Origin of the sequence: Pseudomonas abyssi (assembly GCF_002307495.1) — a bacterium.
GTDB classification, from domain to species: domain Bacteria; phylum Pseudomonadota; class Gammaproteobacteria; order Pseudomonadales; family Pseudomonadaceae; genus Halopseudomonas; species Halopseudomonas abyssi.
Window position 1 is genome coordinate 69,549 of record NZ_NTMR01000020.1, and the last position, 21,619, is coordinate 91,167.

The following is a 21,619-nucleotide window of genomic DNA, read 5'->3' on the forward strand; positions in this document are numbered from 1 at the left end:
GTTACTCCCCTCAATCCCGGACCGGCGGCGGTGCAATCACCTCGCGCGAACCGTTGGTGTTCATTGCGGTAACTACACCGGCCATTTCCATCGCCTCAATCATTCGGGCGGCCCGGTTGTAGCCAATCTTGAGTTTGCGCTGCACCGCAGAAATGGAGGCGCGGCGACTTTCGGTCACAAAACGCACGGCCTCGTCGTACAGCGCGTCTTCTTCGCTGTCGTCGCCACCACCACTACCGCCGTCAAAGCTGCTACCGCCCGCCGAGTCGTCAGCGCCATCCAGGATATCCTGAATGTAATCCGGCTCGCCGCGCTGTTTCCATTCGTCGACCAGGCGATGCACCTCATCGTCCGATACAAATGCACCGTGAACACGAACCGGCAAGCTGGTGCCCGGCGGCATATAAAGCATGTCGCCGTGGCCCAGCAGCTGCTCGGCGCCGCCCTGGTCCAGGATGGTGCGCGAGTCGATTTTGCTGGATACCTGGAAGGCCATACGGGTCGGAATGTTCGCCTTGATCAGACCGGTAATCACGTCGACCGAGGGGCGCTGAGTCGCCAGAATCAGATGGATGCCGGCGGCCCGCGCCTTCTGGGCGATACGCGCAATCAGTTCTTCGACCTTCTTGCCGACAATCATCATCATGTCGGCAAATTCGTCGATTACCACTACGATCACCGGCAGCGATTCGAGTTCCGGCGCCTCGTCTTCCATACTTTCGCGGCGGTACAGCGGATCGGTCAGTGGCGTGCCCGCCTTGGCCGCGTCTTTCACCTTGCGGTTGAAGCCCGCCAGGTTACGTACCCCCATGGCCGCCATCAGTTTGTAGCGACGCTCCATCTCGGCCACACACCAGCGCAGTGCGTTGGAGGCTTCCTTCATGTCGGTCACAACCGGCGCGAGCAGGTGCGGAATGCCCTCGTAGATCGACAACTCCAGCATTTTCGGGTCGACCATGATCAGACGGACCTCGGCAGGCGTCGCCTTGAACAGGATACTCAGCAGCATAGCGTTCACGCCGACCGACTTACCCGAGCCGGTGGTACCGGCCACCAGCAAGTGGGGCATCTTGGCCAGATCAGCCATCACCGGGTGACCGCCGATGTCGTGACCGAGCGCCAGGGTGACGGGAGACTGGGCCTCATCGAATTCGCGTGTTTCCAATACCTCGGACAGGCGCACGATTTCGCGGTCCTCGTTGGGAATCTCGATACCCACCGTCGTCTTGCCCGGAATCACCTCAACCACACGCACGCTGATCACCGCCAGCGAACGCGCCAAGTCCTTGGCCAGGTTGGAAATTTTACTGACCTTGACGCCCGGCGCCGGTTGAATCTCGAAGCGGGTGATCACCGGGCCTGGCTGTACCTTCTCAACCTCGGCTTCGACACCAAAGTCCTTGAGCTTGAGCTCAAGCAGGCGCGACATGCCCTCCAGTGACTCGGCAGAGAACCCTTTGGTTTTCTTGCTCGGTGGATCCAGCAAGCCAATCGGCGGCAGGGAGCCCGGGTCACTGGTATTGCTGAACAACGTCGACTGTTTTTCCTTCTGGCTACGTACACTGGCCTCGGCCGGCTTGGTGTCCAGCGGCACAATTTCCGGTGGCGTGCGGGTTTCGCGCGCCGCGACATGACGAGCCAGGGCTTCCTGGCGCTGGGCTTTTGAGGCGTCGGCGCGGCGCTGCTCTTCAACGCTGAAGGCCGGCTCCTTGCGCGGGGCCGGAGCGCGGCTCTCGCGCTGTACTGGCGTATCCATGCGGCCGTCGGCGCGGCGCGCGCGCCAGCTCTGCCAGGCGCGCTTGAGCAGATCCAGCAGATCCAGGGTCAACTTGCCGGTCAGGTCCATGACCTTGAGCCACGACAGGTTGGTGAACACGGTTAGACCGAATAGAAACAGGGTCAGATAAAACAGCGTACTGCCCTGCATGTTCAGCACAGGGTACGCCAAATCACGCAGCAGCTCGCCCAGCACGCCGCCTGCGCCCGCCCCCTCCGGAAAATGAGCACCGGGCGTGCCATGCAGCGCGGCCAGCGCGGTGCCCGCCAGCAGGGTGAGCACAAAGCCAATCAGGCGCCAGGAGAACAGCCAGCCGTTCCAGATCATCGGCTGATGGCGCCGACGGAACATTTGATAGACCTTGACCGCAACGATCAAGGGGAACAGAAAGGCCAGGTAGCCCAGCGTCAGCAGCAGCACGTCGGCGATCCAGGCGCCCATCCGGCCGCCGGCGTTTTGCACGTCGGCCACGCTGCCGCTGCGCGTCCAGCCCGGGTCGCTTGCATCAAAGGTGAACAGCGCCATACACAGGTACAGGCACAGGGCGATCATCGCCAACAAAGCACCCTCGCGCAGACGCAGCGCCAGCTGTTCACGCCAGACCAACGGGGTTTTCGGGGCTGCGGTATCCTTCAAAACAAAGCTTCCATCACAGGTGAGGCGGTCATTGTACGGCCTGAGTCGACCGTTTTCACAATCAGAGTGCACAATACAGCACAAGCAGACCGATGCTGACTGCAAATGTTCCCGGCTGATTCACCACTTTATTGATGGGTGACAATAACTTATAACCGGTATCTGACAAAACGTTTGAATTTTTTATGAGTACTCCTGCACATGCCTCAACTAACCTGGCTGACCGCTGACAGCGCCGACTTTCCGCCGCCAGAACGTGCCATGGCTGAGCCGAACGGCTTGCTGGCGGCTGGCGGTGATCTGACGCCGCCTCGCCTGCTGCAAGCCTACCGCCAAGGTATCTTTCCCTGGTTTGCTCCGGGCCAGCCGATCCTCTGGTGGTGCCCCGATCCACGCACCGTTGTGCGGCCGGCGGACCTGCATGTGTCACGCAGCATGCGCAAGGTGTTGCGCCAGGGACGGCTTCGCGTCGAGTATGATCGCGACTTTGCGGCGGTAATCAGCGCCTGCGCCGGCCCCCGTGCGGGCGCCGGTGGGACCTGGATCACGCCCAAGATGCAGGCCGCCTACATCGAGCTGCATCGCCTTGGGCACGCCCACTCGGTGGAGGTCTATCAGGATGACAGTCTGGTAGGCGGCCTCTATGGCATTGCGCTGGGCCGAGTCTTCTTTGGCGAGTCCATGTTCAGCCGTGTAGACAATGCCTCCAAGCTGGCTTTCATTACCCTGATACGCCAGCTTGAGGAATGGGGCTTTGCGCTGATCGACTGCCAGATGCCTACCGACCACCTGTTCAGCCTGGGTGCCAGCAGCATGCCGCGCGCCGAGTTCTGCGCGGAACTGGCTCGCCTCTGCCCGCCCAGCACCGCCTCAGCCTGGGGTGCGGCACGGGTGTAACGCTCATGACGGCAGCGCCTTGCTGTGCGGCCGGGCGCCTGATGGCTCGCAGCGACCGTGTGGATTTGATCAATGCTTCCTTTATAATCGAGGCATTGTTGACCGGGAGATGTCATGACTGACCTGTCGCAGCTCAAGTTCTACGCCACGCACCCTCACCCCTGCAGCTACCTGCCGGAAGAGCGCGCGACGACGCTGTTTCTTGATCCGCAGCAGCCGATTGATCTGGACACCTACAGCCATCTGTCAGAGCTGGGTTTTCGCCGCAGCGGCGACCACCTTTATCGCCCCCACTGCAAGCAGTGCAGTGCCTGTATTCCGGCGCGCATCCCCGCTGCCGACTTCACCCCCAGCAGTGGCCAGAAGCGCATCATCAAGCGTAATCGCGACCTGCAGGTCAGCGAGCTCAAGCCCGAAGCAACCGATGAGATTTACGCGCTTTACGAGCGCTACATCAACGCACGCCACGCCGACGGCGACATGTTCCCGCCCAGTCGTGAGCAATTTCAGTCCTTCCTGGCCAAGGACTGGAGCTTTTGCCGGTTTTACGCCTTCCGCGAGCAGGGCGCGCTGGTTGCCATCGCCGTCACCGATCACATGCGTAACGGCCTGTCTGCGGTGTACACCTTTTTTGATCCGGATCAGCCACGCCGCAGCCTGGGCCGTTACGCGATCCTCTGGCAGATCGAAGAAACCCATCGCCTGGGGCTGGAAGCCGTCTACCTCGGCTATTGGATCAAGAACTGCCGCAAGATGAATTACAAGACCGAGTACCGGCCGCTGGAAATGCTGGTCAACCAGCGCTGGATTCGCATCAGCTAGGCAGCCCCAGAGCGGCTGCCAGCGCGATGGGCTGCCGCCTCGCCACGAAAAAATCCCCTTCAAACTTGGCGCTTGTGCTCTTTTCAGGCACAATTAGCCACCTTTTTTGTGGGTACTCTCCACCACCCACCCGAATTTCACCCCGAGAGGTTGTTGCTTAATGGCAAAAGAAGACAGTATTGAAATGGAAGGCACCATCATCGACACCCTGCCGAACACCATGTTCCGCGTTGAACTGGAAAACGGCCATGTCGTGACTGCCCACATTTCAGGCAAGATGCGTAAGAACTACATCCGCATCCTGACTGGCGACAAGGTACGCGTAGAACTGACTCCCTACGACCTGACCAAGGGTCGCATCACCTACCGCGCCCGCTGACACCCTGTCCCCCCGCCGGGCACCCTCCCCGCCCGGCTGACTACCACCCCCCAGCAGATGACCACCCTACCCGATCCAGTCGGGTGTTGTTGTTGGTCGCGTGATACATAGGGATGCCTATGCCAAAGGCATGCCTGCGCCTGGTACTCCGACCTCCGAGCGACGCGACTCGCTGCCAAACCCATAAAAAAACCCGCTCAAGCGAGCGGGTTTTTCTTAACCGACAGGCGATCAGCGAGGCATGTAGCGACCCAGCTCGTGCTTGCCGATAGCGGCGCGGTGCACTTCATCCGGGCCATCGGCCAGGCGCAGGGTGCGCTGCATGGCGTACATGTGCGCCAGCGGGTAGTCATCGGAGACACCTGCGCCGCCGTGCATCTGGATGGCACGATCCAGTACGTTGAGGGCAACATTGGGCGCAACAACCTTGATCTGCGCGATTTCGCTCTTGGCGACCTTGTTGCCGACAGTGTCCATCATGTAAGCGGCGTTCAGGGTCAGCAGACGAGCCTGGTTGATCTCGATGCGCGATTGGGCGATCAGGTCAATGTTGCCACCCAGCTGAGCCAGGCGCTTGCCAAAGGCTTCACGCTCAACGGAGCGCTTGCACATCAGCTCCAGTGCGCGCTCGGCGGCACCGATGGAGCGCATGCAGTGGTGGATGCGGCCCGGGCCGAGGCGACCTTGGGCGATCTCGAAGCCACGGCCTTCACCCAGCAGCACGTTGCTGTAAGGAACGCGTACATTTTCCAGTAGCACTTCGGCGTGGCCGTGTGGCGCGTCGTCATAACCGAATACCGGCAGCGGGCGGATAACCTTCACGCCGGGGGTGTCCATCGGCACCAGAATCATCGAGTGTTGCTGGTGACGCGGCGCATCGGGGTTGGTCAGACCCATGAAGATCATGATCTTGCAGCGCGGATCGCAGGCGCCGGACGTCCACCATTTGCGGCCGTTGATGACCCACTCGTCACCTTCGCGGCGAGCGTTGGCTTGCATGTTGGTGGCGTCGGAAGAGGCAACGCCCGGCTCGGTCATACCGAAGCAGGAGCGGATTTCGCCGGCGAGCAGCGGTTTCAGCCACTTTTCCTTGTGCTCATCGTTACCGTAGCGAACGATGGTTTCCATGTTGCCGGTGTCCGGCGCGCTGCAGTTGAACGCTTCGGACGCCAGGCCGGAGCGGCCCATCAGCTCGGCCAGCGGCGCGTATTCCAGGTTGGTCAGGCCAGCGCCCAGGTCGGATTCGGGCAGGAACAGATTCCACAGGCCGGCAGCGCGGGCCTTGACCTTGAGCTCCTCGACGATGGCGGTGGGCTGCCAGCGATCCCCTTCGGCTACTTGCTGGTGAAAGGTGGCTTCAGCCGGAAAAACGTGTTCCTGCATGAACGCGTCAACGCGCTCGCGTAGTTCTTTAACCTTGGGGGAGTATCCGAAATCCATAGTGGTTGCCTTCGTTTGGTGGGTTCGACGAAGAAAATGCTAGATGACCAATCTGGATTTATCTAACCTATTTTTGCCGTGTATTAACATTCATAAGCGATATATACTTGCCGACTCCGCTGAACTGCATGTCTCGATATGAGCCATTTGACCAAAGGATGATGCGATGAACCTCAGCAAGGTAGATCTGAACCTGTTCATTGTCTTTGATGCCATCTATACCGAGGCAAATCTGACCCGTGCAGGCCAGATTGTCGGCATCACTCAGCCAGCCGTAAGTAATGCTCTCGCTCGCCTGCGCGAGACATTCAACGACCCGCTATTCGTGCGTACTGCCCAGGGCATGGTCCCTACCCCGATGGCGCAGAACATCATTACGCCGGTCCGCTCTGCCCTGCAGCTGCTGCGCGTATCGGTGCAGGAAAGCCGCAGTTTTGTCCCCGAGCAGGCAACCAAGACCTACCGCATCAGCATGACCGACCTGACGGAGGCAGTCATTCTGCCCCATCTGGCCTCGCGCATCCGCCGCATGGCGCCGAACATCAACATCGACAGCTTCCTGGTCAAGCGCCGTGAAACCACCAAGGAGCTGGCGGCTGGTCGCCTCGACTTTGCCATTGATGCGCCGCTAAACACTGATACCCAGGTGCGCCACGTCAAACTGTTCGAGGATCATCATGTCTGTGTGATGCGCCCGGGCCACCCACTGGCCAAGAAAGAGCGCATCACCCTGGATGACTACCTGGCTCAATCGCACATTCATATCTCCAGCCGCCGCAATGGTCTGGGCCACGTCGACCTGGCGCTGGGCAAGATGGGTTTGCAACGCCGAGTGGTGCTGCGTTCACAGCACTATCAGATGGCACCGCTGGTGATGGAGTCCACCGATATGGTGATGACAGTGCACGAGCGCTTCGCCAAGCGCCACAACCTGCATGCTGTCGCCCTGCCGATTGACGATGTGCCGCCGATCGAGACCCACCTGTTCTGGCATGAAAGCACAGACCAGGATCCGGCCAACCGCTGGATGCGCGAACAGATCATCGAGCTGTCGCAGAAACTGGTACGGGACTACCAGAAAAGCAAGGACGCCGCGCCCAGCTGATACCGTGACGGCTGAAACGACAAGGCCCGCACATTGTGCGGGCCTTGTCGTTTTACTTTAAACAATAGACTCAGCTTGCTGATTCATAAGCCATCTCAACGCTCAATCCGCCGGCGCTGCGGGCTGACTCTGACACCAGCTGCCGGGCCAGCACACCCAGCGTCATGACAGCCTGCTCTGTCGATCGGTTCCAGGGAATACCGCAGTTGAGGCGCAGACAGTGGTTAAACTGGTCCGAGTTACTGAACACGATGCCCGGCGCGATACTGATGTTTTGCGCCAACGCCCAGTTGAACAACGTCAGCGTATCGGCCCCGCCAGGCAGGCTGATCCAGAGTATGTAGCCACCACGCGGCCGAGATATCTGCGTACCTTCCGGGAAGTATTGCTGTACCGCCAGCTGAAACTGGCTGAGGTTCTTGCAGTACTCCTGCCGGATGTGGCGCAGGTGCCGGTCGTAGCCGCCATTTTCCAGATAGGCAGCCACCGCCATTTGGCTGACGCTGCAGGCCGACAGCGTGGTGAATGTCTGCAGCTGCTCAATTGCCTGCTGGTACCGCCGCGTGATCAGCCAGCCAGTCCGCACGCCGGGCGAGATGGTCTTGGAAAAACTGGAGCAGTAGATCACGGTGTCGGAGCAGTCGAAGGCCTTGAGCGCACGCGATTGTCCCTGGTCAAACATCAGCTCGCCATAAATATCGTCTTCGATGATCGTCAGCTTGCGCTGCGCCATCATGCCGACCAGCTTGCGCTGCCGGGCCTCTGGCATGGTTGCGCCCATCGGATTACCGGCTCGCGCGGTCAGCACCAGCGCCTTGATGGGCCACTTGTCCAGCGCGCGCTGCAGCGCTTCCAGGCTGAGCCCGGTATCGGGATCGGTCGGAATCTCGATGACCTGCAACTCCAGCAATTGGCATAGCTGCACTGTGCCGTAATAGCTGGGGGATTCGGTCGCGATCAGGTCGCCCGGGCGCGTGACCGCGCGCAGTGCCAGTTGCAAGGCTTCGACGCAGCCATTGGTGATAACCACATTGCTGGGGTCAACAGCCGCACCAGCATCGCGCATCCGAATGGCCACCTGGCGACGCAGCGGTTCGTAACCCGGGCTAAAGGTGTAACTGAACGCCTTGTGGCTATGAAAGCGGGTGATCTTGCTCATCTGCTGATGCAGCGCACGCAGCGGCAGATAATCACTAGCCGGCACCGCCGCGCCGAGCGGAATGATTCCTTCGCGCCGCGCCTGCGAGAGAATCTCGCTGATGATGCTGCTACGGGTAACCGCGTAGGGCGCCTCAACCTTGGCGATTTGCGGCTTGGGCGCGGTCAGCGCCGGGGTCTGATGAACGTAGTAGCCGGACTGCGGGCGCGCATGAATCAGCCCCTGGTCCTCCAGGGTGGCGTAGGCCTGCAGCACGGTTGCATGGCTAACGCCCTTCTGGGTGCTCAGCTTGCGTACCGAGGGTACCCGCTCACCCGGTCGATAGACGCCATTCTGAATATCTTCCGCCAATTGCTGGGCGATACGCTGGTACAGCAGACTGGTCATGACAAACCTCCTGGAGCAGACCGACCACAGAGCTTATCCGGTACAGTTGCAGCAGCACAGTGACAGATGCGCCACAGTTAACCAGTACAGTTTATGCTGCTACCGGTTGTCCAGTTGATTGCTGATCAGTGGCGATTATTCCGCCAGAGGTATATCTGCTGCCGGCTCGCTGACCGGACGGAAAGGCGCGGCCCAGATGCCTCGATACTTGTCGAGCAGGCGCGAGCCCTCGTTGCGCTGCTGCTGTTCGAGCATGCCCAGAGCGAGTGCTGAACGCAGTGCAGGCGTGTTGCACACCGAATTGTGAGAAATGGCCAGATACAGTGGTGCGTTGATGAAAGAGCCTTCCAACGTGTCAAGCTGAGCGTCTACTCCCATTTGCTCGGCCAGGGCGAGCCCCTGGTAACGTTCCAGCACCACGTAATCCAGCTCACCTGCCAGCAGCTTGCGCAGGGCGCGCTCGCCGGAGGCTTCACGCTGCAGGTCCAGATTGTCTGTCGCGTAGGTGTCGAAGGATAGCCCGAAGCGGCTGCCCTGCTGCGCTGCGCCCCGCTTGCCGCGTAAATCCTGCCAGCCGGTGTAAGGGAAGGCTGCGCCGCGGCGTACAAAGAAGACGCTCGGCACATCCACCACCGGCGGATAGACGAAGTCGAGTGAGCTCAGCAGCTCGCGACTGAGAAACAGGCCGGCCATGATGTCCACCTGCCCTGCCTCAACAGCCTCCAGCGCCTTGGCGCGTGAACCGAGATCCAGCAGCTCCACCTCGACTCCAGAGCCCTGCAGCGCGTTGCTGAGCATCTCGATAGTCACCCCGGTCAGCGCCACGTCTCCGTCCTCTGGTGCCCAGGTCAGTGGCGGATAGGCCGGGTTGCCGGTAACCACAACGCGTTCACAGTTGGTGAGCTCGGCGTGCACCGGCGTCGAGCTGAAAACCCCGCCCAGCACCAGAGCCGTTGTCAGGGCGAGAAATCGATTGGAGCCTGATGTGAACATGATCAATCCCTGGTTGGTGGGCTACAGCGCAAACAGACCCGGAACAGCGTCACGGGTTCAGTATTCAGGCCGCTACACCGCTGTGAAAACGAAACTCCTGATCAGCGGCGAGAATGGCCTGCTGCTCTGCCTGGGCAAAGCGGGCAATGTGTTCGTCGATTGGCGCGTCCGCGTAAGCCTTGGCCAGACGCAAGTAATCCTGATAGTGCCGTGCCTCGGACTTAAGCAGTGAGCGGTAGAAGTCGCCCAGCTCCTCGTCCAGATGCGGTGCCAGCTTGGCGAAGCGCTCGCATGAACGCGCCTCGATGAACGCCCCCACAATCAGCGTATCAACCAGCCGGCCCGGCTCTGTGGTGCGTACGTGCTGACGCAGGCGTTGCGCATATTGACTGGCAGACAGCCCGCGATAACGGATGCCGCGCTTTTGCATGATTGCGGTGACCTGCTCGAAATGACGCAATTCCTCACGCGCCAGACGCGACATCTTTTGCAGCAGATCCGGCTTGTCGACATAGCGAAACATCAACATCAGCGCCGTGGAGGCGGCTTTCTTTTCGCAGTTGGCGTGGTCGATCAGCAGTTCTTGCGGGTGCGCCAATGCCTGCTCAATCCAGGCATCAGGGGTACGGCAAGGCAGAAAGGCGAGGAGTTCGTCGGGCAGCATGAGTCTTTTCGCAGGTGATAACAGCAACGCCGCAGAGTATACCTGCTGAACCCTCCATCCACAGCCCGAATAGACATGGATCAACACAAACCGGGTAAAAAACAACTACATTGGGAACATCGGGCAAGATTGCCTTTTGCACAACAGGGAGAAAGCCATGCAAGCCGTGAAACGCATTCTAGTTGTTATCGATCCCAGCCAGGAGGAGCAGGTCGCCTTGAACCGCGCTAGCCTGATCGCGGGCTTTATTGAATGCGAACTGCACCTGCTGGTGTGTGAGGACCGCGCCGATTACAGCGACCTGCTGGCTCGCCTGCGTGTCGAGCAGGATGCCAAGGGGATTCGCTGCAGCGTCACCCAGGATTGGCACCACAACAGTACTGATACCATCTGCCGCGCCGTATCCCGCGAAGGCTGCGACCTGGTCGTCAAGCAGCACCGTCCGGATAACCCGCTGCGCAAGGCGCTGCTAACGCCGGACGACTGGAAGTTGCTGCGCTACTGCCCGGCGCCCGTGCTGATGGTCAAGAACAGCGACAGCTGGATCAAAGGTTCTGTTCTGGCGGCGGTGGATGTCGGCAACCACGACGACCAGCATCACGTGTTGCACGACACCATTGTCAGCCACGCCGCTGATATCGTTGACATGATTGATGGCGACCTGCACCTGGTTTCGGCCCACCCTGCCCCGATGCTGTCTGCCGCCGATCCGGCGTTTCAGCTCAAGGACAGCATTGCTGCCGAATACCGCGCTCGCGCCGAACCCTATGTGAAGCTCTACGGTATCGACGACCAGCACCTGCATATCGATGAAGGCCCGGCGGATACGCTGGTGCCGCAGGTGGCCAACCGTATCGGTGCCAGCGTTATCATTATTGGGACTGTGGGCCGCAAGGGGATCGCCGGCGCGCTGATCGGCAATACTGCCGAAGTGGTGCTGGATCAGGTCAACAGCGACATCCTGGTGCTGAAACCGGAAGATACTCTGGCGCACCTTGAAGCGCTGCTGGAAAAGTAGGCCTGTGTACCAGCGGGTGCCGTGCGTTCAGGGCACCCGCCGGTCGTAGTAGGCCGTGGACAGGTCAAAGAAGGCCTGATCCAGGTTATCTCGCACCTGCTTCAGTGTCGCGCCATGCCACAAGGGCTGCAGGCGCAGGCCCGCACTCTCCAAACCGCCCTCAGCCAGGCGAGGCAACAGGCGCCAGACCTTGATACTCACGGGCATATTGGGGGCTGCAGGCACCTTCAGTCGCTTCAGCTCACCCTCCAGTGCCCACACCGATACCAGTTCAAAGCGGTTCCAGATCAACTGCTCCAGCAGCTGTTCCAGACGACGCCAGACCGCCGCACGCTGACCGTTGTCGTAGCGGTTCCAGTCAATGATTTCATGGCTGAAGCGCTTGCAGCCGCGACACACCAGATCACCGAATACGGTGGAGCACAGCCCAATACAGGGCGTTTTACTGGTGTAGGCGTCAGAATCGGAGGGCATGCGGCAGTGCTCAACGGCAAATGCACCATGATAGACCAGTCGCGGCCTGATCCCAAGACGACCAACGCACGCCTGCCTCATCCGGGATACAGCTTAACTTTGGGTTCGCCATCCTGTAGAATCAGCCCGCCGTTAGGGCTGTGCTTCAGGCGTTTGCCCGCAACCCGTTACGTATCTGCCAACACCAGTTACCCAGGTTGCCCCCCACCAGAACGGGTCTGCGCTTGCACACAGTCTTATTGCCGGCACGCCAGGGAAGCACTGAATAGCTCCCTTATCCAAGATGATTATTCAGTGCTTCCCGGAGTCCGAGAGGATTACCGTTCCGTCATGAGCGGAACAGACTGATGAGGGTAATAACTGTGCTTGAAGCCTATCGCAAACACGTTGAAGAGCGCGCCGCTCAGGGCGTCGTGCCCCAGCCGCTGAACGCCGAACAAACTGCAGGTCTGGTTGATCTGCTGAAAAACCCGCCGGCAGGTGAAGAAGAGTTTCTGCTCGACCTGCTGACCAATCGCGTCCCGCCGGGCGTGGACGAAGCGGCCTACGTCAAGGCTGGTTTCCTCTCCGCTATCGCCAAGGGCGAAGCCACCTCCCCGCTGCTGAATAAAGAACGCGCTGTTGAGCTGCTGGGCACCATGCAGGGCGGCTACAACATTGCCACTCTGGTTGAGCTGCTGGACGACGCTGCGCTGGCTGCCACCGCTGCCGAGCAACTGAAGCATACCCTGCTGATGTTTGATGCGTTCCACGACGTTGCGGAAAAAGCCAAGGCTGGCAACACCCACGCCAAGGCGGTACTGCAGTCCTGGGCTGACGGCGAGTGGTTCGTCAACAAGCCTGCTGTTGCTGAAAAGCTGTCCCTGACCGTTTTCAAGGTTCCTGGCGAAACCAACACCGACGATCTGTCTCCGGCGCCCGATGCCTGGTCCCGCCCGGACATCCCGCTGCACGCTCTGGCCATGCTGAAAATGGCCCGTGACGGCATCGAGCCGGTCGAGCCGGGCGCTGTTGGCCCGCTCAAGCAGATCGAAGAAGTTAAAGCCAAAGGCTTCCCGGTTGCCTACGTTGGTGACGTGGTCGGCACCGGTTCTTCCCGTAAATCTGCAACCAACTCTGTGCTGTGGTTCTTCGGTGACGACATCCCGAACGTTCCGAACAAGCGTGCAGGCGGTTTCTGCTTCGGCTCCAAGATTGCCCCGATCTTCTACAACACCATGGAAGACGCTGGCGCCCTGCCGATCGAGTTTGATTGCACCGACCTGAACATGGGCGACGTTATCGACGTTTACCCCTACGAAGGCAAGGTCTGCAAGCACGGCACTGACGACGTCATCACCACCTTCGAGCTGAAGACGCAGGTGCTGCTGGACGAAGTACGCGCTGGCGGCCGTATTCCGCTGATCATCGGCCGTGGCCTGACCGAGAAGGCACGTGCCGAACTGGGTCTGGGCTCTTCCGACCTGTTCCGTAAGCCCGAGCAACCGGCTGACACTGGCAAGGGTTACACCCTGGCCCAGAAGATGGTGGGTAAAGCCTGTGGCGTCGAGGGTATTCGCCCCGGCACTTACTGCGAGCCGAAGATGACCACCGTCGGTTCTCAGGACACTACTGGCCCGATGACCCGCGACGAGCTGAAAGACCTGGCTTGCCTGGGCTTCTCCGCTGACCTGGTCATGCAGTCGTTCTGTCACACTGCGGCCTACCCGAAGCCGATCGACGTGACCACGCACCACACCCTGCCCGACTTCATCCACAACCGTGGTGGCGTTGCGCTGCGCCCGGGTGACGGCATCATTCACAGCTGGCTGAACCGCATGCTGCTGCCTGATACCGTTGGTACCGGTGGTGACTCGCACACCCGCTTCCCGATGGGCATCTCCTTCCCGGCCGGTTCTGGCCTGGTCGCCTTCGCAGCAGCCACCGGCGTGATGCCGCTGGACATGCCGGAATCCGTTCTGGTCCGCTTCAAGGGCAAGATGCAACCCGGTATCACCCTGCGTGACCTGGTTCATGCCATCCCCTACTACGCCATCCAGCAAGGTCTGCTGACCGTCGAGAAGAAAGGCAAGAAGAACATCTTCTCCGGCCGCATTCTCGAGATCGAGGGCCTGGACCACCTGACCGCCGAGCAAGCGTTCGAGCTGTCCGATGCGTCTGCTGAGCGTTCCGCTGCCGGCTGTACCATCAAGCTGAGCGAAGAGTCCGTTGCCGAATACCTGAAGTCCAACATCGTCCTGCTGCGCTGGATGATTGCTAACGGCTATCAGGATCCGCGCACCCTGGAGCGTCGCGCCAAGGCGATGGAAGAGTGGCTGGCCAACCCGAGCCTGATGGCTGCCGACGCCGATGCCGAGTACGCCGCTGTGATCGAAATCGATCTGGCCGACGTCAAGGAGCCGGTCCTCTGTGCACCAAACGATCCGGACGACGCACGCCTGCTGTCCAGCGTTGCTGGCGACAAGATCGACGAAGTCTTCATCGGTTCCTGCATGACCAACATCGGGCACTTCCGCGCGGCTGGTAAGCTGCTCGAGAAGAACAAGGGCGCCATCCCGACCCGTCTGTGGCTGGCTCCGCCGACCAAGATGGATCAGTATCAGCTGACCGAAGAAGGCTACTACGGCATCTACGGCAAAGCCGGTGCGCGTATGGAAATGCCGGGCTGCTCGCTGTGCATGGGTAACCAGGCGCGCGTTGCTGCCAAGTCCACTGTTGTCTCCACCTCCACACGGAACTTCCCGAACCGTCTGGGTGATGGCGCTGATGTGTACCTGGCTTCCGCCGAGCTGGCCTCGGTAGCGTCCATTCTGGGCCGTCTGCCGAGCGTTGAAGAGTACATGGGCTACGCTGCCGATCTGGACAGCATGGCCAGCGATGTCTATCGCTACATGAACTTCAACGAAATCGAGTCCTACCAGAAAGCCGCTGCGTCCATTCCGGTCGAGCAGCTCTGATAGCAGGCACGACAAAAAAACCCGCGTAATGCGGGTTTTTTTGTGTCTGTGTTGCTTTTAGGGGCTGTCCTCATCCAGCAGCGAGGCCCCCAGCTTCAAGGCGGCCTCGACAACACGTTCAATTGGCTGAGCATATCCCGACGCCATCCAATGCAAGGCTATGTGGATGACACCGCCCAAAATCCCGGCCTGCAGCAGCTCGTCAAAGTTCTCGCCTGGCTCTGCCAGCGCGCGAGTCATGTCATCACTGCTGGCTTTCAGCGCTTCGTCAATCGCCTGATCAACCGCCGCACTGATGCCGCGTATGTCCAGCAGCAACAGGCGCGCGACTCTGGGGTTATCTCGCAGATAACCGAAGTAGGCACAGAGCATGGCGTGACTACGGTGCAGGCGACTGCCTCCCACCGCCTCTGCGGCGGCCATATTGATCTCCCTTAGCTGCCTCGCAGCTTGCTCGTAGCAGGCAATCAACAGCTCATCGCTGTGGCTGAAGGATTCATAGAAGTAGCGCTGGGTAAGGCCGGCGGCATCGCAGACCTGCTTGACGCCTGAATGCCGGTAGCCATGTTCGCCATATACTCTGGTGGCTGCATCAATCAGTTGCTGGCGGCGCAAGGCCTTGCGCTCTTGTGGCGAGCTTCCGCGATAACGGCGAACGGTAGTAGCTGTATTCATTGGGTGAATTCTGACAACGAGGATTGCCAAGAGCATATATGACAATCTAGATTGTCACCAATACCCACGTGACGGGACACAACAATGACACAACAACAACAAGCATTTGAACCTGTACCACTGGACGTGCTGATTATCGGCGCGGGCCTTTCCGGCATCGGCGCAGCCCACGCGTTGAGCGAAAAGTGTCCGGACAAGCGTTACCTCATTCTAGAGCGTCGCCAGTCCATTGGCGGGACCTGGGACTTGTTTCGCTATCCCGGCATTCGCTCAGATTCAGACATGTATACCCTAAGCTACAGCTACAAACCCTGGAGCAACCGCAAAGCCATCGCCGACGGTCCAGACATCAAGCGCTATATCGAAGAGATCGCCGAAGACTCCGGTGCCATTCACAACATCCGCTTCCAGCGACGGGTGGTGTCTGCCAACTGGTCAAGTGAGACCTCGCGCTGGCAAGTTGTTGCCAAGGCAACCGACGCCTCCGGAGCTGAGCATGAGGAGCACTACGAGGCGCGTTTTCTGTTCTCCTGCTCCGGCTACTACAGCTACGACGAAGGCTATCGCCCGACCTTCCCCAATGAGCAGAACTTCAAAGGGCAGATCATTCATCCGCAGTTCTGGCCCGAAGACCTAGATTACGCAGGCAAGCGCGTGGTGGTCATCGGCAGTGGTGCTACCGCTGTAACCTTGATTCCGGCCATGGCCAAGACCGCTGGACATGTGACCATGCTGCAACGCTCACCCAGCTATGTGGTCGCGCGGCCGCAGCGCGACAGCATCGCCCAGTCACTGCAGAAGTGGTTGCCGTTGCACGTGGCACACTCGCTCACGCGCTGGAAGAACGTCTTTCTTACCCAGTTCTTCTACAAGCTTGCACGCAACCGGCCGGACCAGTTCAAGCAACGTGTCCTGCATATGGTCAAGACGCAGGTCGGCGATGTTGACATGAAACACTTCACCCCGGACTACAAGCCCTGGGACCAGCGCGTTTGTGCGGTTCCTGATGGCGACCTGTTCAGAGATGTACGCGCCGGCCGCGCCAGCGTGGTGACCGATACCATTGAGACGTTTACTGAAAACGGGATTCGCCTGCACTCCGGCCAGGAGCTGGAAGCCGATATCATCGTCACGGCGACTGGCCTGAAAGTTAACGCACTGGGCGATGTTGTCCTGACCGTGGATGGCGCACCGATGCTGTTCAACGAGCGCATGTCCTACAAGGGCATGATGCTCAGCGATGTGCCCAACATGATCGTCACGTTCGGCTATACCAACGCGTCCTGGACGCTCAAGGCCGAACTGACTGCCGACTACGCCTGTCGTCTGCTGCGCTACATGGACAAGCACAACTACCGTGAGGCGGTGGTTCGACGCGACACGTCTGTGCAGGAACAACCCTTCCTCGACTTTACTTCTGGCTACGTGCAACGCGCGGCGAATGTACTGCCCAAGCAAGGCGACCGCGCTCCGTGGCAGGTTCATCAGAACTACCTGAAAGACAAGCTGACCATTCAGTATGGCCGTATCGATGACGGCGTCATGCAGTTTCAATAACAAGGATAAGAATCCATGCAGACCAAAGAGTGTGTAGCAGTACTGACAGGGGCAGGGAGCGGTATTGGTCGTGCGTTGGCGAGCGCGCTGGCGCAATCGGGATGTCACCTGGCGCTGGCGGACGTGAATGCCACCGCGCTGGCTGAAACGGCAGCACAAGTAAGGGCGCTGGGCGTCAGAGTCAGCGAGCATACTCTCGACGTTGCCGACCGCAGCGCTGTAGCCGCCATGCCCGACGCTGTCATCGCTGCCCACGGTCAGGTCGATCTCTTGATCAATAATGCAGGCGTTGCCTTGGGTGGCACGTTCGAGCAGGTCAGTGTTGAGAACTTTGACTGGCTGATGCGTATCAACTTTGACGCCGTTGTAACCATGTGCCGGGCTTTTCTACCGCTTCTGCGTCAGCGCCCGGAAGCTCGTATCGTGAACCTGTCCAGCCTGTTTGGCTTGATCACGCCTGCAGGCCAGACGGCCTACTGTGCGAGCAAGTTCGCCGTGCGTGGCTTTTCGAATGCCTTGCGCCTTGAACTCAACGACAGCAATGTTGGCGTTACCGTGGTGCACCCCGGCGGCGTCGCCACAGCCATTGCAACCAGCGCGCGCCCTGCCGAAGGCAGCAGCGAGGCCGACCAGGCCCGCAAGCTGGCACGAGCCACACGCCTGTTGCGTATGCCACCGGCCCGTGCAGCCGAGATTATTCTCAGGGGCATTGAGCGTAACAAATCCCGAGTGATCGTGGGCAACGACGCACTGATTCTGTCCTGGCTCGAACGGCTGATGCCGGTGAGCTACTGGCGTCTGCTGCCCGGCCTGGCTTCAAACAACGACTAACGGCTCCACGCAAAAGGGAACTGAACGTGAACACTCTGTTTATGACACTGTTGGTGCTGATCGGGCTCACGCTGCTTGGTCTGTTTCTCTACACCCTTTTCGTCGCCAAGCGGATTGAATTGGGCATGCCCCCTGAGGGCAGCTTCATCACCATCATGGGCAACCGTATCCACTACGTGGAGCAAGGTTCTGGGCCGGATACGATACTACTGATTCATGGTCTGACCGGCGTTGTGCAGAATTTTGGCTACGGCCTGATCGACGAGCTGGCCAAAACTCACCGGGTAATTGCTATCGACCGGCCGGGCAGCGGCTACTCGGTACGACCTGACTCCGCATCCGCATCCCTGACCGTCCAGGCAGACGTGGTTGCCGGGGTCATCGACGCCCTCGGCCTTGGTCGCCCGCTGCTGGTTGGGCACTCTCTGGGCGGTGCCGTATCACTGGCCACCGCCCTCAGGCATCCCGATAAGGTGAATGGTCTGGCGCTCATCGCGCCGCTGATCTACATGCCGTCGCAGGTGTCCGATGCCTTTGCCGCACTGACCATTCGCTACAGCTGGTTGCGCAAGCTGGTTGGCTGGACATTGGCGGTGCCGCTGTCGATTCGCAAGCGCGAACAGGTACTGGGCGTGGTCTTTGGTCCAGAGCAGGCGCCAAAGGACTTCCCGATTCGCGGTGGCGGGCTGCTGGGCTTGCGCCCGAGCCACTTCATTGCCGCCTCACGGGATCTCACCGCGCTGGAGGCCGTGCTGCCACAGATGCAATTACGCTATGACGACCTTCGACTGCCCATCGGCATTTTGTACGGGCGCGAAGATCGCATCCTTGATCCGCAGGAGCAGGGACAAACCTTGGCAGACCGTCTGGACAATGTGGAACTGACTCTGATTGATGGGGGCCACATGCTGCCAATTACCCAGCCGGAAGCCTGCCTGACGTTTATCCGCGCACGCCTGCAAGCCGCACCCAAGGCGGCTTGAGGTCACTGGCGAGTGTGATGGAGATCACGCTCGCCCACTCCTCACTGAACCTTTGACGTCACTCTTCTGTCACAAACTGTGTATTTGGTAAACACAACTATGTGCAAGGAGTAGTCACATGAATCAGTTGAAATTGATCTCTATCGCCATTCTCGCCCTGTTTGCCCTGACCGCGTGCGGCAACGACTATCTGGTGCGCACCACCGATGGTCAGATCATGGAAGCCGAGGACAAACCAGAAATTGATGAAGAAACCGGCATGATGGAATACGAGGACGCCACCGATCGCGACCGCCAGATTCCGCAGGAAGAGGTCAAGGAAATCATCGAGCGCTAATCAAATAAAAAGGCCGCTGACGCGGCCTTTTTTACCACTGGCGTGCGTCTCACCAGCTATAGGTTACCGAACCGGTGACGGTACGCCCTTCCCCCCAGTAACAACCCAGCGCCGAGATACAGGTTGAGATGTACTCCCGGTCGGTCAGATTGTTGGCACTGAGTTGCAGTGTCACCCCGTTATCCGCCCCCACCGCCTTGGCCAGATCATAACTGACACTGGCATCGAACAAGGTCACGCTGTCGGTCTCGTACAGGTTTGCGGTTTCACCATAAGATTCACCGATATAGCGGGCACCACCACCCAGTCCAAGCCCGCGCAGAGGGCCCTGTTGAACGGCGTAGGCTAACCACAGACTGCCCTGCTTATTGGGCACGAAGGGTTGCTCGTTACCCTTGATTGCCGGATTGCCATCGCGCGTGATTTCACTGTCTGCCAAGGTGTAGGACGCCAGTGCCTGCAAGCCTTCAGTCAGCTCCACCTTGCCTTCCAGCTCCAGGCCACGCATACGCACTTCACCGGTTTGCGAGCGCTCGTTGGTCAGCAGATCGCGAGTCAGCACATCCTGTTGGGTCAGCTCATAGGCAGACAGGGTCCACAGGCTGCCACCGCCAACCGGCTGATAGCGCAATCCCAGCTCATACTGTTTGCCTTCTGTCGGGTTCAGGGCGTTGCCGCTGGCGTCGGTGCCGCTGGTGGGCAGGAATGATTCGCTGTAGCTGACGTAGGGTGCCAGCCCGTTATCAAATTCATATACCAGCCCAACTCGCCCGCTGAACGCCTCATCGCGCTGATCAACACGGGTCTTGGTGCCGGCAACGATGTTGCGGGTGGTATTGTCGGCGTTCGCCAGGTCGTACCGGCCAGCCAGATGCAGGGTAAAGCCATGGATGGCGATCTCATCCTGCAGATACGCGCCAACCTGATAGCGTTCCTGTTCACGGCGCGTCGTCAACGGCGGTTTTACCGCATCGCCCGTGTAGGCCAGCGTACCAAGATCGATGGGGCTGACGTTGAGCCCGTCGAAATGCTCATCGTAGGTGCCATCCTCCTGCTGGTAGTCCAACCCGAGCAGTACCTGGTGCTCCGCCTGACCCAGCGTGAAGGTGGCCAGCGCCTGGTTGTCGAGGGTGAGGGAGTCAGACTTCTCCGGGAACGCCCAGGCGTAGCGCACCAGGTTGTTGCCCATCAAGGCCGCGCCCTGCACTCTCTGGGTGTCGGTCTCGACCCGCGCCAACCGCAGATTCTGACGCAGAGTCCAGACGTCGTTCAGGCGATGCTCAAGCTCGTAGCCGAGGAACATCTGCTCGTTGGTGAAACGGTCATAGCCGGGTTCGCCAATGAAGGTATCTGGGCCCAGCTTGCCCCAGGGCGCGCCGCCGTACAGGGTGCCTTGCGCTGGTAGTGCGGGCGGCGCGCCGCCGCCGTCGGCGTCGATCTTCTGATAGTGCGCCAGCAACGTCAGATCGGTGTTCTCGCTCAGCTGAAGGGACAGAGACGGTGCCAGCAACTGACGCTCCTCGCCGACGTGATCGACCTGAGAGTCCGCATCGCGCAGCAGGGCAACCATGCGATAGCGTACGCGCCCCTGCTCATCCAGCGGTCCACCCAGATCCAGACCGAACTCGCGGTGCTCATAGCTCCCGTATTCAGCATGGACTTCACCCTGGGCCTGCTCCGTCGGACGTTTGCTGACCATATTCAGCAGGCCGCCCGGCGTGGACTGTCCATAGAGCACCGAGCCCGGGCCCTTGAGCACTTCCACCCGCTCGAGCAGAAACGGGTCAATACGCGGCTGGGCGTAACCCAGTACGCCAAAGGGCAGCCGCAAACCGTCCATAAAACGGCCTGGATTGAAACCACGCACCGTAAACCAGTCATGACGCAAGTCGGTATTGCCGTACTGGCTGACAACCCCCGGGGTGTACTGCAGGGCTTGGGCCAGATCACCAGCGCCGCGGGCTGCAATCTCTTCGCGGGTAACCACGTTGACCGCCTGCGGCGTAGCCATCAGGTCGGTGCCCGTTTTGGTCGCGCTCAGACTGCTGCGGGCAACCACACCGCCCACCGGTGCGGTAGGGTCTCCAGCCACGCGCTCGCCGGTCACCAGCAACACGCCGAGCTGCGTGCTGTCAGTGGCCGTGTCAGCCGGCACAACGACATACACGCCCTGCCCCTGCTCGACTGCTTGCAGGCCGGTACCACTGAGCAGCTGCGCAAAACCAGCGGCAACACTGTATTCGCCGGTCAGCTGCGGCGCACGCAGATTCGCCAACCGAGCGGCATCAAACTGCACGCTGACGCCGGCCTGGCGGGCGAAACCGGTCAGCGCCCCGGCAAGATCACCGGCTGGCATCTGGTAATGATGGCTAACGGATGCGTTGGCGTTCGCCGCGTGCACCAGTGGCGCGGCGACGCTGCTCAGGCCAATGGCCAATGCCAGTGGGGCCAATCGGGCGCGCTGCGTAAGCGCAACGGCGGATGAGGAAAAGCCTGCCATCTCAAGGACTCCTTTCAAGCGAAGCGGA

18 protein-coding genes are annotated in these 21,619 nt (G+C 60.1%); 10 read left to right on the forward strand and 8 right to left on the reverse strand.

All coding sequences use genetic code 11. The annotated features are described in order from the left end of the window. Positions 1–10: 10 nt before the first annotated feature. Positions 11–2,413: a DNA translocase FtsK gene (locus tag CNQ84_RS15200; protein WP_096005684.1), complete on the reverse strand. Its 2,403-nt coding sequence runs from the start codon at positions 2,411–2,413 to the stop codon at positions 11–13. A 201-nt stretch (positions 2,414–2,614) separates the two neighbouring features. Between CNQ84_RS15200 and aat the strand changes: the two genes are divergently transcribed. From aat to infA, 3 genes are all read left to right on the forward strand, one after another. Beyond that, positions 2,615–3,310, forward strand: a complete 696-nt coding sequence (gene aat / locus CNQ84_RS15205; RefSeq protein ID WP_096005685.1) for a leucyl/phenylalanyl-tRNA--protein transferase — start codon at positions 2,615–2,617, stop codon at positions 3,308–3,310. Between the two features lie 114 nt (positions 3,311–3,424). Beyond that, positions 3,425–4,132 (forward strand): arginyltransferase, encoded by a 708-nt coding sequence (locus CNQ84_RS15210; RefSeq protein WP_096005686.1) that lies wholly within the window; start codon positions 3,425–3,427, stop codon positions 4,130–4,132. Positions 4,133–4,292: 160 nt separating this feature from the next. After that, positions 4,293–4,511 (forward strand): translation initiation factor IF-1, encoded by a 219-nt coding sequence (infA, locus tag CNQ84_RS15215; protein WP_080050557.1) that lies wholly within the window; start codon positions 4,293–4,295, stop codon positions 4,509–4,511. Positions 4,512–4,742: 231 nt separating this feature from the next. Here infA and CNQ84_RS15220 read toward each other — a convergent pair whose 3' ends face one another. Beyond that, the gene (locus CNQ84_RS15220; RefSeq protein ID WP_083726386.1) at positions 4,743–5,951 is read right to left on the reverse strand and encodes an acyl-CoA dehydrogenase; all 1,209 of its coding nucleotides are present in this window, start codon (positions 5,949–5,951) and stop codon (positions 4,743–4,745) included. Between the two features lie 166 nt (positions 5,952–6,117). Between CNQ84_RS15220 and CNQ84_RS15225 the strand changes: the two genes are divergently transcribed. After that, entirely contained in the window at positions 6,118–7,056 is a 939-nt protein-coding gene (locus CNQ84_RS15225; protein ID WP_096005687.1) for a LysR family transcriptional regulator, read from the forward strand. Positions 7,057–7,126: 70 nt separating this feature from the next. Here CNQ84_RS15225 and CNQ84_RS15230 read toward each other — a convergent pair whose 3' ends face one another. From CNQ84_RS15230 to CNQ84_RS15240, 3 genes are all read right to left on the reverse strand, one after another. Then, the gene (locus CNQ84_RS15230) at positions 7,127–8,602 is read right to left on the reverse strand and encodes an aminotransferase-like domain-containing protein (protein WP_096005688.1); all 1,476 of its coding nucleotides are present in this window, start codon (positions 8,600–8,602) and stop codon (positions 7,127–7,129) included. 135 nt (positions 8,603–8,737) lie between these two features. Next, a complete protein-coding gene (locus CNQ84_RS15235; RefSeq protein ID WP_096005689.1) occupies positions 8,738–9,595 on the reverse strand; it encodes a substrate-binding periplasmic protein in 858 nt (285 codons plus the stop codon). A 64-nt stretch (positions 9,596–9,659) separates the two neighbouring features. Beyond that, positions 9,660–10,259 (reverse strand): MiaE family protein, encoded by a 600-nt coding sequence (locus CNQ84_RS15240; protein ID WP_096005690.1) that lies wholly within the window; start codon positions 10,257–10,259, stop codon positions 9,660–9,662. A 157-nt stretch (positions 10,260–10,416) separates the two neighbouring features. Between CNQ84_RS15240 and CNQ84_RS15245 the strand changes: the two genes are divergently transcribed. Next, complete coding sequence (locus CNQ84_RS15245) at positions 10,417–11,277, forward strand: universal stress protein (protein ID WP_096005691.1); 861 nt, start codon at positions 10,417–10,419, stop codon at positions 11,275–11,277. 27 nt (positions 11,278–11,304) lie between these two features. Here CNQ84_RS15245 and CNQ84_RS15250 read toward each other — a convergent pair whose 3' ends face one another. Continuing rightward, positions 11,305–11,751, reverse strand: a complete 447-nt coding sequence (locus CNQ84_RS15250; RefSeq protein ID WP_165771308.1) for a DUF1289 domain-containing protein — start codon at positions 11,749–11,751, stop codon at positions 11,305–11,307. Positions 11,752–12,113: 362 nt separating this feature from the next. Here CNQ84_RS15250 and acnB point away from each other — a divergent pair, with 362 nt between their 5' ends. After that, positions 12,114–14,708, forward strand: coding sequence for a bifunctional aconitate hydratase 2/2-methylisocitrate dehydratase (gene acnB / locus CNQ84_RS15255; protein WP_096005693.1), 2,595 nt, complete (start codon positions 12,114–12,116; stop codon positions 14,706–14,708). Positions 14,709–14,765: 57 nt separating this feature from the next. Here acnB and CNQ84_RS15260 read toward each other — a convergent pair whose 3' ends face one another. Further along, a complete protein-coding gene (locus CNQ84_RS15260) occupies positions 14,766–15,383 on the reverse strand; it encodes a TetR/AcrR family transcriptional regulator (RefSeq protein WP_096005694.1) in 618 nt (205 codons plus the stop codon). 84 nt (positions 15,384–15,467) lie between these two features. On the opposite strand from CNQ84_RS15260, the gene CNQ84_RS15265 reads away from it, so the two are divergent. From CNQ84_RS15265 to CNQ84_RS15280, 4 genes are all read left to right on the forward strand, one after another. Then, positions 15,468–16,940 (forward strand): flavin-containing monooxygenase, encoded by a 1,473-nt coding sequence (locus CNQ84_RS15265; protein WP_096005695.1) that lies wholly within the window; start codon positions 15,468–15,470, stop codon positions 16,938–16,940. Between the two features lie 15 nt (positions 16,941–16,955). Continuing rightward, complete coding sequence (locus tag CNQ84_RS15270; RefSeq protein ID WP_096005696.1) at positions 16,956–17,771, forward strand: SDR family NAD(P)-dependent oxidoreductase; 816 nt, start codon at positions 16,956–16,958, stop codon at positions 17,769–17,771. Positions 17,772–17,797: 26 nt separating this feature from the next. Then, positions 17,798–18,754: an alpha/beta fold hydrolase gene (locus CNQ84_RS15275; RefSeq protein WP_217350111.1), complete on the forward strand. Its 957-nt coding sequence runs from the start codon at positions 17,798–17,800 to the stop codon at positions 18,752–18,754. Between the two features lie 118 nt (positions 18,755–18,872). Then, the gene (locus CNQ84_RS15280; RefSeq protein WP_096005697.1) at positions 18,873–19,091 is read left to right on the forward strand and encodes a YgdI/YgdR family lipoprotein; all 219 of its coding nucleotides are present in this window, start codon (positions 18,873–18,875) and stop codon (positions 19,089–19,091) included. Between the two features lie 49 nt (positions 19,092–19,140). Here CNQ84_RS15280 and CNQ84_RS15285 read toward each other — a convergent pair whose 3' ends face one another. Next, positions 19,141–21,591, reverse strand: a complete 2,451-nt coding sequence (locus CNQ84_RS15285; protein ID WP_096005698.1) for a TonB-dependent siderophore receptor — start codon at positions 21,589–21,591, stop codon at positions 19,141–19,143. Between the last annotated feature and the right edge of the window lie 28 nt (positions 21,592–21,619).

What these genes read in the sequence shown, in the direction of transcription:
- aat (WP_096005685.1), top strand. Translation starts at nt 2,615, where the DNA reads ATGCCTCAACTAACCTGGCTGACCGCTGACAGCGCCGACTTTCCGCCG.
- CNQ84_RS15210 (WP_096005686.1), top strand. Translation starts at nt 3,425, where the DNA reads ATGACTGACCTGTCGCAGCTCAAGTTCTACGCCACGCACCCTCACCCC.
- infA (WP_080050557.1), top strand. Translation starts at nt 4,293, where the DNA reads ATGGCAAAAGAAGACAGTATTGAAATGGAAGGCACCATCATCGACACC.
- CNQ84_RS15220 (WP_083726386.1), bottom strand. Translation starts at nt 5,951, where the DNA reads ATGGATTTCGGATACTCCCCCAAGGTTAAAGAACTACGCGAGCGCGTT.
- CNQ84_RS15225 (WP_096005687.1), top strand. Translation starts at nt 6,118, where the DNA reads ATGAACCTCAGCAAGGTAGATCTGAACCTGTTCATTGTCTTTGATGCC.
- CNQ84_RS15230 (WP_096005688.1), bottom strand. Translation starts at nt 8,602, where the DNA reads ATGACCAGTCTGCTGTACCAGCGTATCGCCCAGCAATTGGCGGAAGAT.
- CNQ84_RS15235 (WP_096005689.1), bottom strand. Translation starts at nt 9,595, where the DNA reads ATGTTCACATCAGGCTCCAATCGATTTCTCGCCCTGACAACGGCTCTG.
- CNQ84_RS15240 (WP_096005690.1), bottom strand. Translation starts at nt 10,259, where the DNA reads ATGCTGCCCGACGAACTCCTCGCCTTTCTGCCTTGCCGTACCCCTGAT.
- CNQ84_RS15245 (WP_096005691.1), top strand. Translation starts at nt 10,417, where the DNA reads ATGCAAGCCGTGAAACGCATTCTAGTTGTTATCGATCCCAGCCAGGAG.
- CNQ84_RS15250 (WP_165771308.1), bottom strand. Translation starts at nt 11,751, where the DNA reads ATGCCCTCCGATTCTGACGCCTACACCAGTAAAACGCCCTGTATTGGG.
- CNQ84_RS15260 (WP_096005694.1), bottom strand. Translation starts at nt 15,383, where the DNA reads ATGAATACAGCTACTACCGTTCGCCGTTATCGCGGAAGCTCGCCACAA.
- CNQ84_RS15265 (WP_096005695.1), top strand. Translation starts at nt 15,468, where the DNA reads ATGACACAACAACAACAAGCATTTGAACCTGTACCACTGGACGTGCTG.
- CNQ84_RS15270 (WP_096005696.1), top strand. Translation starts at nt 16,956, where the DNA reads ATGCAGACCAAAGAGTGTGTAGCAGTACTGACAGGGGCAGGGAGCGGT.
- CNQ84_RS15280 (WP_096005697.1), top strand. Translation starts at nt 18,873, where the DNA reads ATGAATCAGTTGAAATTGATCTCTATCGCCATTCTCGCCCTGTTTGCC.
- CNQ84_RS15285 (WP_096005698.1), bottom strand. Translation starts at nt 21,591, where the DNA reads ATGGCAGGCTTTTCCTCATCCGCCGTTGCGCTTACGCAGCGCGCCCGA.